At 69.7% G+C, this 14147-nt stretch carries 11 protein-coding genes; 3 read left to right on the forward strand and 8 right to left on the reverse strand.

What is annotated here, in order from left to right:
* Positions 1–57: 57 nt before the first annotated feature.
* The 6 genes from AC07AW_RS33225 to AC07AW_RS33250 are packed head-to-tail and all read right to left on the reverse strand — an operon-like array spanning position 58 to position 6316.
* Entirely contained in the window at positions 58–381 is a 324-nt protein-coding gene (locus tag AC07AW_RS33225; RefSeq protein ID WP_478819188.1) for an L-rhamnose mutarotase, read from the reverse strand.
* On the reverse strand, positions 378–1931 hold the full coding sequence (locus AC07AW_RS33230) for a sugar ABC transporter ATP-binding protein (RefSeq protein WP_478819189.1): 1554 nt from the start codon (positions 1929–1931) through the stop codon (positions 378–380). Before AC07AW_RS33230 ends, AC07AW_RS33225 begins: the two co-directional genes overlap by 4 nt.
* A complete protein-coding gene (locus tag AC07AW_RS33235) occupies positions 1928–3013 on the reverse strand; it encodes an ABC transporter permease (RefSeq protein ID WP_478819190.1) in 1086 nt (361 codons plus the stop codon). Before AC07AW_RS33235 ends, AC07AW_RS33230 begins: the two co-directional genes overlap by 4 nt.
* Positions 3010–4089: an ABC transporter permease gene (locus AC07AW_RS33240; protein ID WP_478819191.1), complete on the reverse strand. Its 1080-nt coding sequence runs from the start codon at positions 4087–4089 to the stop codon at positions 3010–3012. The genes AC07AW_RS33235 and AC07AW_RS33240 overlap by 4 nt, the downstream gene beginning before the upstream one ends.
* A complete protein-coding gene (locus AC07AW_RS33245; RefSeq protein ID WP_478819192.1) occupies positions 4086–5174 on the reverse strand; it encodes a mandelate racemase/muconate lactonizing enzyme family protein in 1089 nt (362 codons plus the stop codon). Before AC07AW_RS33245 ends, AC07AW_RS33240 begins: the two co-directional genes overlap by 4 nt.
* Before the next feature lie 53 nt (positions 5175–5227).
* Positions 5228–6316 (reverse strand): substrate-binding domain-containing protein, encoded by a 1089-nt coding sequence (locus tag AC07AW_RS33250; protein WP_478819193.1) that lies wholly within the window; start codon positions 6314–6316, stop codon positions 5228–5230.
* Between the two features lie 217 nt (positions 6317–6533).
* Between AC07AW_RS33250 and AC07AW_RS33255 the strand changes: the two genes are divergently transcribed.
* Complete coding sequence (locus AC07AW_RS33255; protein WP_478819194.1) at positions 6534–7178, forward strand: GntR family transcriptional regulator; 645 nt, start codon at positions 6534–6536, stop codon at positions 7176–7178.
* Positions 7179–7398: 220 nt separating this feature from the next.
* Here AC07AW_RS33255 and AC07AW_RS33260 read toward each other — a convergent pair whose 3' ends face one another.
* A complete protein-coding gene (locus AC07AW_RS33260; RefSeq protein ID WP_478819195.1) occupies positions 7399–8430 on the reverse strand; it encodes a hypothetical protein in 1032 nt (343 codons plus the stop codon).
* A 1810-nt stretch (positions 8431–10240) separates the two neighbouring features.
* Between AC07AW_RS33260 and AC07AW_RS33265 the strand changes: the two genes are divergently transcribed.
* Positions 10241–11353, forward strand: coding sequence for a tyrosine-type recombinase/integrase (locus AC07AW_RS33265; RefSeq protein WP_478819354.1), 1113 nt, complete (start codon positions 10241–10243; stop codon positions 11351–11353).
* Between the two features lie 51 nt (positions 11354–11404).
* Here AC07AW_RS33265 and AC07AW_RS33270 read toward each other — a convergent pair whose 3' ends face one another.
* Complete coding sequence (locus AC07AW_RS33270) at positions 11405–12637, reverse strand: PucR family transcriptional regulator (RefSeq protein WP_478819196.1); 1233 nt, start codon at positions 12635–12637, stop codon at positions 11405–11407.
* A gap of 547 nt (positions 12638–13184) precedes the next feature.
* On the opposite strand from AC07AW_RS33270, the gene AC07AW_RS33275 reads away from it, so the two are divergent.
* Positions 13185–14072: an FAD-dependent oxidoreductase gene (locus tag AC07AW_RS33275; protein ID WP_478819197.1), complete on the forward strand. Its 888-nt coding sequence runs from the start codon at positions 13185–13187 to the stop codon at positions 14070–14072.
* The last annotated feature ends 75 nt before the right edge of the window (positions 14073–14147 follow it).

Consider the following 14147-nt stretch of genomic DNA (forward strand, 5'->3'; position numbering starts at 1 on the left):
CGGGCACCGCGGAGGTGGTGGGTGGTTTCCGCGCGGGGCGGCGGGTGGGGCGGTGGGCTACTCCATGAGGAAGACCTGCTCCATGGAGGCCCACCACTCGCCGGGCGCGGCCTCGACGACCGGCTTCTGGCAGGGGGAGGTCAGCTGCCACCACGCCTCGGTGGCCGGGTCGGCCGCCATCGCGGCCAGGTCGGCCGACAGGTCGTCGCCGTGATACTCGAAGTAGCCGAACAGCCGGTCGCCGAGCAGGTGGATGGAATAGTTGGCGATGTGGGAGCAGCGCAGCCGGTCGAGGACCGGCTCGGGCACCTCGCGGTGCAGCAGGCGGTACGTCTCCAGCCGCTCGGGGCGGACGTGGATGACCTGGGCGACGCGCCTCATGCGAGGTTTCCCTGTGAGGGGACCGCGGGACCGGCCGGCACGGGGCGGTCGTGGATGAGCCGGATGATCCGTTCGCTCATCCGGTCATAGTCGTGGTCGTTGTCGACCTCGCCGCGGACGCGGTGGTCGGCCATGACCAGGACCCGGTCGGCCAGCGTGATCATCTCGGCCAGGTCGCTGCTGATCAGCAGGATCGGCAGCCCGTCCCCCGCCAGTTCCCAGAGCAGTTCGTGGAAGGCGTGCTTGGTGCGCACGTCCACACCGACGGTCGGTTCGTCGACGACCAGGAGCCGCGTCTCGGCGGCGAGCCACTTCGCCAGGCTGACCTTCTGCTGGTTGCCGCCCGACAGTTCACCCGCGTTCTGGTCGAGACCGGCGATGCGGATGCCCAGGCGGGCCACGAGGTCCTCGGAAAGTGCCCGCTCCTCGCGGGAGGAGACCCACCCGATGGCCCTGGCGAGTCGCTTCCACACCGTGACGGTGATGTTCCGGACGATGGGCTGTTCGAGGAAGACGCCCTCCTCCTTGCGGTTCTCGGTCAGATAGCCGATGCCGTACCGGTGCAGCGCCTCCCTCGGAGAGCGGATCGTCGCGAGCTTGCCGCCGACGCGGATCTCGCCCCCGGTGACCCGGTCAAGGCCGAGCACGGCCTTGACCAGCTCGCTGCGGCCGGCGCCGACGAGCCCGTACAGGCCGACGATCTCCCCGGGGCGGACGTCGAGCGAGACGTCCTCATGGCCCGCGGCCGTCGAAAGACCGAGCAGCGAGAGCGCCGGTGTGGCGGAGCGGTCCACGGGGCGCGAGGGCATCGCGGTCACCGCGTGCGCCCGGCCGACCATGAGGGTGACCACGTCGTCCTGGGTGTGCTCGGCGAGCGGGGCCGATTCCAACACCGTCCGGCCGTCCCGCAGCACGGTGACGGTGTCGCAGAGCGCGAAGACCTCGTCCAGCTTGTGGCTGACGAAGACGACGCAGGTGCCGCGTGCGGTGAGCCGCCTGACCACGTCGAAGAGCCGCTCGGCCTCCTGCGGGGACAGGGAGGCGGTGGGCTCGTCGAGCAGCAGCACCCGGCTCTCGGTGTAGAGCGCCTTGGCGATCTCCACCAACTGCTGCTGGGCGACCGAGAGTTCACGTACGGGCAGCTCTGGGTCGATGTCCAGGCCCAGCTCGGCCAGGCAGCGGCGGGCCGGAGCGGCCATCGCCTCGCGGTCGACCAGCCCCCTCCGTGACGGCGGGTCCTGCAGGGTGATGTTCTCCGCCACGGAGAACCCGGGGATGAGGTTGCGTTCCTGGTGGACGACGCCGATCCCGGCGCGGGTGGCGTCCAGCGGGGAGCGCAGGTCGAGGCGCTCGCCCTGCCGGGTGAGCCGTCCGCCGTCCGGTGCGTGCACGCCGGTGATCACCTTGATCAGCGTGGACTTGCCCGCGCCGTTCTCGCCGAGCAGAGCGTGTACGGAGCCGGCGGTGAGCCGCAGGCCCACTCCGTCGAGGGCGCGGACGCCGGGGAAGACCTTGACGATGTCCTCGCAGGCCAGCAGGACTTCGCTCATCGGGCACCTCCCGGAGTGACGGCGGAGCCGGTGACGGGGACGGACTCTCCTGGCGGTGCCGGCGGTGCCGGCGGTGTCCGTCCGGGTGCGCGACCCTTCTTGTCGAGCCGGGTCTGGTGGATACGGCCGCCGACGACGGTGCCGAGGACGACGAGACCGATGAGGAAGTTGACCCAGCTGGGGTCGAGGGAGAACTGGGCCCGCGCCGTGTCGATGAGTCGCATCACGAAGGCGGCGAGCACGGTGCCGAGGACCGCGACGGACCCGCCGGTCAGCGCGACGCCGCCGATGATGGGAGCGGCGAAGCTGGGCAGCAGCCAGTCGCCGCCGACACTGCGGTTGACGCCGGGCAGGGAGGCGGTCGCGGTCACCGCGGCGATGCCGACGAGCAGACCCGACAGGGTGTGTGCCACCACGATCTGACGGTTCGTCGAGATGCCGGACAGCCGGGCGGCGAGCGGGTTGCCGCCCGCCGCGAGCAGCCGCCGGCCGGCCACCGTGCGGTACAGGAATGCGGCGAGCAGCCCCGCCGCCGTCAGCGCGGTGAGGAAGACCAGCGGTACGTTCAGCGGCGCGGCCCGGCCCAGGTCGCGCAGCGTGGCCGAGTAGCCGTCGACGGTACGGGTCCCGGCGAGCCGGTACTGCGCCCCCAGCAGGATCGTCATCGTGCCGAGCGTGACGATGAAGCCGTTGATCTGCGTGGCGACGATGCACAGGCCCGTCACCAGGCCGACCAGCGTCGCCGTCGCCAGTCCCACTGGCACGGCGAGGTAGGCGGGCACCCCGCTGTCGGCCATCAGCACGCCCATCAGACAGGCGGTGAAGCCGCCGAGCGCGCCGACGGCCAGATTGAGCTGGCCGACGCAGAGGGCGACCATCTGGGCGAGGCCGATGAGGATCGGGGTGGCGAGGTACTGCAGGAAGGTCCGTACGGAAGGCCCCTCGAAGAAGGAGCCGGACGAGGCGATCCCCAGAGCCAGGTAGCCCAGCAGGACCACGCCGAACAGGGACGCCGTCGTGGAGCGGGTCAGGCGGCGCAGGGCGGGCAGGGCGCCGGCCCCCCGGTCGCGGAGCATGGTCATGTCGAGCGCACCACCTTGCGGTAGGACAGCACGGTGCGCACCCGGTCCGCGGACAGGGCGAGGAGCAGGACGCAGCCGAGGTAGATGTTGAGGCTTTCGAGGCCGATGCCGAGCAGGTCGAGGCCCTTGCGGATCACGCCGACCAGCGTGGTGCCGAGCAGGGCGCCGACGACCGAGACGACACCGCCGGTGAGCAGCGTCCCGCCGAGGACCGCGCCGAGGAACGACGGCAGCATGAAGTCCTCGCCGATGGAGGCGCGGAAGGTGCCCGTGCCCACGGCGGCCATGAATCCGGCAAGGGCGGCGAGCAGCCCGGACAGAGCATGGGCCAGGACGATCCGGCGCCCGGTCGGGATGCCGGAGAGCTCGGCGGCGGTCGGGTTCGCGCCGGTGAGCAGAAGCTCGCGGCCCATCCGGGTGCGGGCGTACAGGAAACCCAGGCCGAGCAGGGCGAGCAGGGTGAACTGCGCGACCTGGGGGACGGCGGGCGAGCCGCAGACCGGTCCGAGGCAGATGTCGCCGAGCGAGGCCGAGCGCAGGTCGTCGAGTCCGGCGGGCCGGGTGGTGAAGGCGGCGTTCTCGGTGAAGGCCGAGTACAGCAGCGAGACCAGACCGAGCAGGGCGAAGTCCATCGCCAGGGTCACGACGAAGGAGTTGACCCCGGTACGGGCGATGATCCAGCCGCTCAGGGCGCCGACGGCGCAGCCGGCCAGCAGGCAGAGCAGCAGCCCGAGCGGGAGCGGCAGACCGAGCCGGTCGTAGCCGAATCCTGCGAAGAAGGCACCGAAGGCGGCCATCCGGCCGACGGCGAGGTTCATGTGCCCGATGGAGAGCACCACCATCTGGGCGAGCGCCACCACCGTCAGCGTCGCGATGTCCCGCAGCAGGGGGAAGAGGACCAGACGCTCGTCGAAGAACGCCGGGCGCAGCGTGCCGAAGACGGCGGCGAGCAGCACGATGAGCACGAGCAGGCCCGCCCGCTGGTCGAGCCGGAACGGCAGCCGCCGTGCGGGCCGGGCCGCGGACTCGTCGGGGGGTTCGGTCGCCGTGTCGGGCGTGGTGACGGCGGTCTTCATCCCACCCTCCGGTCGTCGATCGCGTCCAGGTCCCAGTCGATGCCGATGCCCGGCTCGTCCGGGGCGACGGCCCTGCCGTCGCGCAGGGTGAGTCCGGTGCGGGTGACGGCCCGCAACTGCGGGATGTGCTCCACGTACGCGCCGTTGGGCACCGCCGCGACCAGGCTGATGTGCAGCTCCATCAGGAAGTGCGGGCACACCATGACGTTGAAGGTCTCCGCGAGATGGGCGACCTTGAGCCACGGGGTGATCCCGCCGACGCGGGCGACGTCGACCTGGACGACGGAGGCGGCACCCTGCTCCAGGTAGGTGCGGAACTGCATCGGCGCGTACATCGACTCGCCGACCGCGACCGGGATGCGGGTGGCGCGGGCGAGCGTGGCGTGGCCGCTGACGTCGTCGGCGGGCAGCGGCTCCTCGAACCAGTACGGGTCGTACGGTTCGAGCGCCGCGGCCAGCCGTACGGCGGAGGACAGTGTCTGGGACTGGTTGGCGTCGGTCATGATGTGCAGGTACGGGCCGACGGCCTCGCGTACGGCGCGCATCCGCTCGGCGTCCTCGGCGGGGTTCGGCTTGCCCACCTTGATCTTGACGCCGGCCCATCCCGCCTTCTTGGCGGTGAGGGCCGAGGCGACGAGCTCGTCGGTGCCGAGGTGGAGCCAGCCGCCCTCGGTGTCGTACACGGGCACGTCCTGGCGATGGCCGCCGGCGAGCCGCCAGAGCGGCTCCCCGGCCCGCTTGCAGCGCAGGTCCCAGAGGGCCGTGTCCACTGCGGCGAGGGCGAGGGAGGTGATGGCCCCGGTGGTGGTCGCGCGGGTGACGGAGAAGAGCTCACGCCACAGGGCCTCGACGTTCCGGGCGTCCTTCCCGTCGAGGAGCGGCAGGAGGTGGTCGCGCAGCAGGGCCAGGACGGAGCTGCCGCCGGTACCGATGGTGTAGGCGTAGCCGATGCCCTCGATGCCGTCGGTGGTGGTCAGGCGGACGAGGACCGTCTCCTGTTTGACGAAGGACTGCACGGCGTCCGTGCGGTCGGTCTCGACGGCGATGTCGGCGAGCAGGGCTGTCGCCCGGGTGATGATCGTCATGTCGTGTGCCGGTTCCGTGTGGGGTTCCCAGGGGCGATGGCGGGCGGCGGCGGTCAGCCGCAGCGGAGGAACTCGTCGGCGAACTGCTTCTTCAGCTCGGCGGTCTTGGCCTTGCGGTCCGCGTCGTAGGTGTCGACGCTCTGCTTCGTGACGACGAAGGAGCCGGAGTCGACGATCTTGCCGGGCTCCTTCATCGCGCACTGCTTGGCCTGGAGCAGGGCGAGGGCCCAGGTGCCGATCTCCGCCTGGCCGACCGGGTTCTGCACGACCGTGGCGCTGACGGAGCCGTCCTTGATCGCGGAGAGGATCTTGGCGTCGTCGTCGACGGCCACGACCTTGGCCTTGGAACCGGTCTGCGCCACGGCCTCGGCGGCGGCGACGGCCGGGTTGTACGCGGTGGTGACGATGCCCTGGATCTGGCCGCCCTTGGCGGCGAGCAGGTCGGAGACCGCCTTCTGCGCGGTCTGGAGGTCCTTGTCGATGTCGGTGACGGTCTGGAGCAGGGTGACCTTGCCGCCGGTCTCCTTCACCGCCTTCTCGACGCCCTTCATGCGCAGTTGGGTGTTGGCGTCGACGTTGTTGCCGGTGAGGTGGACGAGGGTGCCCTTGCCGCCCATGGCCTCGATGGCGGCCTGCGCGGCCTTGTACGCGGCGAGTTCGACGTCGGTGGAGAGGCAGAAGTCGGCCTCGTTGGTGCCGCCGGCCGGGCAGGAGGCGAGCGAGGCGACGGCGAAGCCCTGCTTCTTGAGGTCGGCGAACGTGGTGTTGATGTCGGTCGGGGAGACGCCGAACACCCCGAAGGCGTTGTATCCGCGGGCGGCGAGCGTGGAGAGCAGGTTGTTCTGCTTCTGCTGATCCCACTCCGCGGTCTCGTCGAAGGTGACGTCGCCCAGCTTCAGGCTGCTCTTCGCGCCCTCGCCGGCCTGCTTCCAGGGCTGGAAGTAGGGGTGGGCGCCGCCCGGGACAAGGGCGACCTTGACCGACGAACCGTCGGCGAGCTCGGCCTTGCCTCCGCTCGACGCGGCCTGGGTGGTGCGGCCGGGGCCGGGCTCGTCCGAGCTCTTGACGGTGCAGGCCGCGGAGGCGGTCCCGAGAAGTGCGAGGGCGACAGCGGCGGACGCGGCGGATCTACGACGAAGCATGACTGGAGCTCCACTCGAATCAAATAGGATTTTGCTTCGGGTGATGCTGTGGGATGGGTGGATCCCTCGTCAATACCCATGCAAGCCCGTCTCGATGGATAGATCCGATAGGATTCTTGGAAGGTAGGGTGCCGTCGTGCCACCAAGGAGGAACGCCATGGGTGGGATTCCGTCGCAGAGTCCGACGCCTCGCACCGGAGCGTCCCCTCGGCGAGAGGTGCTGACCGACAGCGTCTACGAAGCGGTCAAGGCCATGGTCATGGATCATGTCATCCAGCCCGGGGCCCGCGTCGGCATCGAGGCGCTCTCGCGCTCACTGAGTGTTTCGCCCACCCCGGTCCGCGAGGCGCTGGCCCGGCTGGAGGCCGACGGGCTCGTCGTGAAGCGCTCGCTCGCCGGCTATCGGGCGACCGAACTGCTCACGGCCCAGGGGGTGCAGGAGCTCTTCGAGATGCGGTTGCTCCTCGAACCCAGGGCGGCGGCCCTGGCCGCCGAACGTGTCGGCGACACCGACCTCGACCGGATCGAGTCCCTGGTGGACGAGATGCAAGGGCTGCCCGACAAGGGCGACAGCTACACCGACTACGCCCGGTTCGTCGTACTGGACCAGCGGTTCCACGACGCCGTCGCCGCCGCGTCGGGCCGGACCATGCTCGCCGCCGCCGTCGAGCGGCTCCACACCCACCTGCACCTGTTCCGGCTGAGCGCCGTCACCGGCGGCAGCCCGGCCACGGCCCGCGAGCACGGCCGCATCCTGCGAGCCGTGCTCCGCCGCGACCCCGCCCGCGCGTCGGAGGCCATGCGCGAACACCTGGAACTCAGCCTGAGCCGCCAACTCCACCGCTACGGCACGGATGGCTGAACCGCCCGCAGACCGTGTCGTGCCGTTTCATGCGGCCGATTCTCCCCGGCCCTGCGGCGGTAGGCGAGGTTGGGGGAGATCGAATCCGGCGCGCGGGGCGGCTCCTTGCCGTGCAGGTTGTAGCGCGCCAACTGCCGGGGGCTGCCGAGGTGGTGACCTCCTCGGGAGGTCGAAGTCACGGACGTCGGGCGCCGGCAGTCCCGCGACGAGCCGCGCCGGGTCACCGAGGACGCGAGCTGCGGACCTGGTGCGTAGCCTCAGCAAGGAATCCGGCGACCTCGCGCTCCCGGGGCGAGAGCTCGTTGCCGTAGCCCCGGCTGCTGGGGTGTCCGCGGTGTCGAGGCCGTGGTTGCGCAGGGCGTGCCGGCAACGGGCTGCGTCGGCGGTGGCGTCGAGGCGGTCGTAGGTGTCGAGGGCCGTGGTGAACTGTGCCCCGGCGCCTCGCGGATCCACGGAGGCAAGCACGGCGCCGAGCCGCTCGGCGGCGCGGGCGGTCGCGGCTCCCTCCGTTGTGGACGTTGGAGTAGGCGGGGGTACTCGCGCGGCCGCATGTGGTGCAGCGGCAGTGCCAGGGGGTCTGACTCGTGCGGTAGGGCTCCAAGGGTTCGAACCCGGCCGCGCGCGTCACTCCCTCGGCCTTGGGGGCGAGCGCCGCGGCACGCTTGGCCTGCGCTGCTCTCGTGCGGCAGATACGGCAGCCCTGGCCGCCGTTGCGTACGGCGTTGAAGGTGGGTCGGCCCTCGTGCCCGCATGTGGTGCACGGGGAGGGCCGGGTGGCGTTCGTGCGGCCCGGGTGGGGCACGAGCGGCTCGTACCCGCGGGCGCGCATCTCCTCGGCGGCGGCATCGGCGTCGAAGAGGAAGGCGGCGCGGGGCCGGGCGCCGGCCCGGGGAGCGTAGGCGCTGGGTGCGCGGCGAGTCTCCTCCTCGACCACGGCCCACACCTCGTCCTCGGTGACGCGGTCCGTGGAGCAGGTCTCGCTCCATCCGTTCGACATGACGTCCTTGGTGAGGAACGGACACAGCTTGCCTCCGCGCAGACGGTCCAGTACGGCCTGCTCGACGTCGTACGCGGCAGCGCCGGTCGTGAAGTCGCCGGCCCGGTACAGCTCCCACCTCTGGCGCTCATGCTGCAAGAGGCGGGAGGTGTAGCCGGTGCAGGCGCCGATGCCGACCATGACCGCGTTCCACTCCCGGTGGGTGATGACGTAGAGCTCGCCGGCCCGGCCAGGTCGATCCCGTGGGTGGCGCACATCCGGCATCCCTTTCCGGTACGGACACCGGCCGGCCGAAGATGCACTTCGTGGCCCGCAGGGCAGAGGCACAGCCACCGCTTGTCACTCCCGGGGTACGGCTCCAGCGGCTCGAAGCCGTGCGCCCGCATCAGGGCGGTGGCCTCGGCCGGGTCGGTACGGCGGGCAGCGGCACGCTGCTTGTACACCTCCGCCCGGCAGACCGGACACGGGTCGTGGCCGCTGCGGACGCTCGACGCCTTCACCTGGACCACCTCGCCGCACACCGCATGACGGCAGCTCCATGGCGCCGCGGCGGACAGAAACGGCTCCAGCGGCTCCAGACCGACCGACCGCAGATCCGCCTCGGCCCGCTCAGCCCGCCGGCGCGCTCCTGGAAGATCGCCCGGCGGCTCTCCTTCGCGCATTCCGTGCACCCGACCTTGCCGACGCTGAGGTACGCCGGTCTCGGGGAGACGACGCTTCCACACGCAAGGTGCCGGGACCGCCAGGGCTTCCCGGTCCCGGGACAGGGGCTCCAGCGGCTCACATCCGCCGCCGCATCGTGGCGGTGTGCTTGGCCTCGGCTGCTTGACTGCGCAGGCGCCCTGCATCCTCGCGGTCGGAAACAGGGCTGCGGAAGAACGAGCGAACCATGCGGCGATTCTTGCGCTTCAGCGCAGCCAACGGTCCCTGTCTTGTGATGTTCTTCGAGAGTCGACTTGCGCCGGCGCCAGCTGTCGTCCGGGGCGCCTCATCGCAAGCGCCGATGGGCTGCCGCGACTTGAACCATGGTGTTGAACTGGACCAAGAGCCTGTTGCAGGAAGGCTGATTTCGGACGCGCTTCCGTTCCGCGTTTTGTCATCTCAAGGGCCAATGGGGGGCCGTCACTTGTCGTCGGCGGCGCTTGCGGTGGCGCGCCCGGTTGTCCTGTTCCATGGTGACCCCGCTGGGGAAGATCCTGCTGCTCTGCGTGATCGCGTCGCGCACTGGCCGCGTGCTGATGGGTCCTGCGGATCACGGAATAGACATGCGCATCCAAGGCGCTCAGTGCTGCTGCATCGGCCCGCGCTTGCAGCAAAGTCAGTAGCCAGGCCCGTACACGCTTCCACTCCAGCGCCGAAGCGGCCTGCGCCGCCGCCGGCCTGGGTCGGTTCGTACTGCACCTCCGGCTCGCGGGGCCGCCGGGTGCGGAGCCGTCGCTCGCCAGTTCCACGCTGCCGAGGGGCCTCGGGCGGGCGGCAGGCAGCGAGCCGGCTTCTGGGGCGGTCGAGCGTTGACTGGCCGATGGCCAAAGGGACCGTTTTCCATGAACCAGAGCGATGTCGGTGCCCGACAGGTGGGTGGTGCGTGGCTGCACGTCGGCAGTGTGTGCGGAGTGGTCTCCCCATGTTTGATGGATCGTCAGGTAAGTCAGCGTTCGGTCAGCGTGAGTCGCCGGGCGCTCCCGGAGGATTGCCTGAACAGGCGTCGGTGACGGCACGAAAGTCCAGGTGGGGAACCGTATCGCTTGACCGGGGCGATGTTCCTCACAAACATCGTTCGGCGCGTGCCGGTGTACAGTCGGGACCGCCCTTGACCTGCACAAAGTAGGCAGGGAGCCGTCTCAGAGGAGTCCAAAGTGCTGCGTACTCTGTTCAAGTCCAAGATCTGACTATTTGGCGTTGCCGCAGGTCAGGGGCATCATGTGCCCCCCTCAGGTCAGCAAACGGTCAGCATGCGTCCCGGACGTGTCCCCGCTTGCTGTCCTGCGACCGACAGTGCGGCGCCTGAGCAGGTTCTTGGGCTGGAACGGATGGTGCGTACATGGCCCGACAGCTCGCCCGCGGCATGGGGTCCTTCTTCAAGGACTGCGGCTGCGCGAAGCCCACCCGCTGCCCTCACCCTTACTCGATCCGTTTCCGGGACGCGCTCGGTAAGCAGCGCGAGGAGTCGGGTTTCGGTACGCAGGACGAGGCGATCGAGCGCCTCACGCAGCTGTATGCGGAGAAGAAGACCACGGCGCCGTCCGTGGCGGCGGCCCGCCGGGAGCTGGGCCAGCAGACGGTCGAGGAGTATGCGAAGCAGTGGCGGCCTCGGCAGCGCAAGATGACGGATTACTCCACGGGCGAGCACGTCGACAGCTCGATCAACGTGCACATCGTCCCGCGCCTGGGATCGCGGAAGCTGAACTCGGTCACCCCGATTGTGGTCGAGCGTTTCCTGGACGAGATGGAGAGCGACGGGGTCGGCCGCGGGAACCAGATGAACATATTCCGCACCCTCAAGACGATCCTGAGAGACGCCTATGGCAAGGGGGCCATGGCAGATGATCCGGTGAAGGGCGTTCAGGAGCCGGAATATGTGCGGGGAATGGTGGTCATCCCGTCCCTCGACTATGTGAAGAAGGCACTGGCCGTTGCCGATGAGGACCTTGCTCTGGAGATCGTGATGATGGTGGGATGCGGCCTGCGGAACGGTGAGGCACGGGCGGTGAACGTGAACAATGTCGTGGCGGATGACGTCTACCGGGTGGGTGAGCAGATCCACTCCAACACGCTGAAGCCGGCGAAGCTGAAGCACCGCAAGGTGGGGGAGTTCCGGGAGGTTCCCCTGCCCCGGTCGGTACGGGAGGCGATCGAGCGCTACGAGGAGAAGTACGGCACCACGAAGGACGGCTATCTGCTGCGAGGCCCGGGCGGCTACTTCACCGAAGGCATGGAGCGGCGTCGGGTGAAGAGGCTTTTCAAGATCCTTCCGCCGGAGGAAGGCGTCGGGATGTACGGCTTCCGGCACTACTTCGCCTCGAACGCTCTCGGGCAGGGCATCCCGATCACCGACGTGGCGGAGTGGATGGGCCACAAGTCCATCGAGGAGACGTACCGGACCTACCGGCACCTGATGCCGGGCAGCATCACCACGGCTGCCCGGATCCTGGACGCCGGCCTCTGGGAAGCAGCCTGATTTCCGGATTCGAGGAAAAGCGGGTCGGCGCTGGGGTCTCCGCGCAGCCGATCAACAACCAGACCGCAGGTCCTGTCGCAGCTCCACCAGCATCAGCGCGACCGCAACGCTCGTCGGATCGTGGCCGAGCGGCCTCGGCAGCATCGTGCAGGCCTTGGCGAGGCGCCGGTCGATGGTGTTGCGGTGGGCGAACAACCGGTCTGCGGTGTTCGAAATGCTGTACCCCTCCGCGACGTAGGTGCGAACCGTGCGCTGCAGGACCGGGTCGGCTGTCGCCAGATCGCCCAGAGTGCCGGCTACGAAGTGCTCAGCCTGGCTCAGGTCGGCCGTGAGCAGGTCGACGAGATGCACGTCCTCGTAGCGGACGACCTGCCGCGGCGATCCGATCCGGGCCAGAAGGCGCTGTGCGGCGGCGGCATCCAGATGGCTCTGCCGGAAACCCGGGAGATCGGCTCCGGGCCGGCCGAGCGTCACGCGTACGTTGGGTGTCTTCTCCAAGACGTGCAGAACTGCGGCCGTCGGCGGAGCCGCGTGCACAGGGACCCAGAGCCAGAGCGCCGATGTGCTCGGCGGCAGGGTCAGACGGCGGGTCGCACGGCACGCCCGCATGACGTGCTCGGCGGCTCGCTCGAGTTCATGCACATCGGCGGGGGAATCGACCCACAGGATCGCCGCGACGTGATGCCCGGCCAGCGGATAACCGAGCTGCTCCTCCGCGCGGCCGCGGCTGATGCGCGCGCCCTGCAGCAACAGCTGCACCGTCGTGTGCCGTTGCGCTTGGGCGCCGAGGCCCATCTCCTCGCGGACTTCGTCGACGTAGGTTCCGACTGCGGCGATGGAGTCGTCGATGTAGGTCGTCAGCGAGTTGGCGGACACCTCGATCAGCTCGCGCAGCTCGTCACGGTCCGTGGTGGCGGCAAAGCACTGCTCGACCCACAACCCCCACCCCACCCGCTGGGCAGCACGCCAGGACCCGAGCTCGTTCACGTCCATCCCGCGCAGCACAAGGTCCCGGGCGAAGATCAGCATCTCGCTGCCCTTGGCCGGAGTCACCCGGCGCCCCGGCTCCTGCAGGTTGGACACCAGCCAGTGCGTCATGTTGGCCTTGTTGAGGCGCCGGTCCGCTTCCGACAGCACGGGATCGTCGACGTACTCGCGCTGCCGCGTCTCGCGTTGCGAGGCCCGCCACAACTGGTCGGCGACCTCGTCCGGCACCGGCAGCTGGCTTTCGGCGATTTGTCGGATCAGCTCGCACACCCGGTCGGACGGGTTCGGCCACAACATCTACATGCACCGCCATCGTAGGCGTGGAACGGGACTCTGGGGCAGAGTGCCTCGTCCACCGCGGTGCTGCGCAAGGTGCAGAGTGCATCGAGTCCGCCTCGATCCTGCACCGACGTGCCCTGGGAAGACGCCGGTCCCAGCGGCCACTGTCGACGCGGCAGGGAACGAGTTCGGTCCTGCCGGCCGATGTGCGACCGAGGAGCGCGATGACGAGCACCAGCGATCGGACCCGAGTATCACTCCGCGCAACCAGGACCCGCTGAATCCCCCCGTCTCCGGGCACCTCGGCATCGTGCAGCGGGTGGTGATCACCGGCTGGCAACGGTCACGGAGCACCGACGGCTTACCTCGCCGCATCGGTCATGGCCGGCTTGCTGTCTGGCACCAGCCCGTCGCGCCCGCACTCGCCTCCATCGGAGTCGTCGTGACCCAAGTTCCGGCAACGCCGACCGCACGCACTGCGCTCCGCCGAGAACCACCTGGGGTGTATGCCCGCATCGGCCGCCGGTGACGAGCGACGCGGCACATCATCGAAAGGAATGCATTCATGAGCAGCACGAAGAGGTACGACGTCGTGGTCATCGGCTGTGGGCTCATGGGAGCCGCACTCGCGAGAACCCTCGCCAGGCAGGGCTATTCGGTGGCCGCGTGGAACCGCTCGCCGGAACGGGCTCTCGGGCTTGCCGACTCGGGGGTCTCTCCTGTGGCTTCCCTCGACGAAGCCGTGCGGGCGTCGCGGATCTCCATCGCCTGCACCGACAGCTACGAGAGCACGAGAGCGGCTCTCCAGCCAGTCACTGACTGGGACACCACCACGTTGGTCAATCTGGTCAGCGGATCGCCCGACGAAGCCGAGGACATGGCGCGATGGGCCGATGAGCGAGGCGCTGCCTACCTCGACGGGTTCATCGCCTGCTACCCCAACGACATCGGCTCCCCCCGCGGCATGGTCGTACTGTCCGGCCCAACTGCTCTCTGGGAAGAGCACAAGGACATCTTCGTGAGCCTCGGCGGCGCGTCACAGCATGTCTCCGACGAGGTGCGCGGCGCCGGGGTGCTGGGGGCGGGCATGCTCGGCGCGTTCTTCATCGCTGCGCTGAGCGCCTACGTCGAGGCGGCGACCTATGCGATTGAACAGGGGTTGTCCCCGCAGGCGTTGGCTTCGACGGCAGCGCAGGCCATCGCCCTGCTCGAGGCAGTGACGCCGGAGACGGCGACTGCGATCGCGCACGACGCCCACCAGACAGATCAAGCGACGGTGAAGACCTTCGGCGAGGCCGCCCGGGCCACGCTGACCGCACTGCGCGCCGCGGGACACTCTGGCCGCATGATCGGGGCGGCTGTCGAGAATCTCGACCTCGCCGAGCGGGCGGGGCTCGCCGAACTCGCGTTCTCCGCACAGAGCCTGGTCCTCACCAGGCGGGACGCGCAGTGACAGGTCGGCAGGCGCGCGTCGGGCCGGAGCCCTGACCGACGCGCCCACGCACAGCGGCGCGGCGATGTGGTGCAC

The sequence above is a fragment of the Streptomyces sp. NPDC044003 genome (assembly GCF_056435185.1).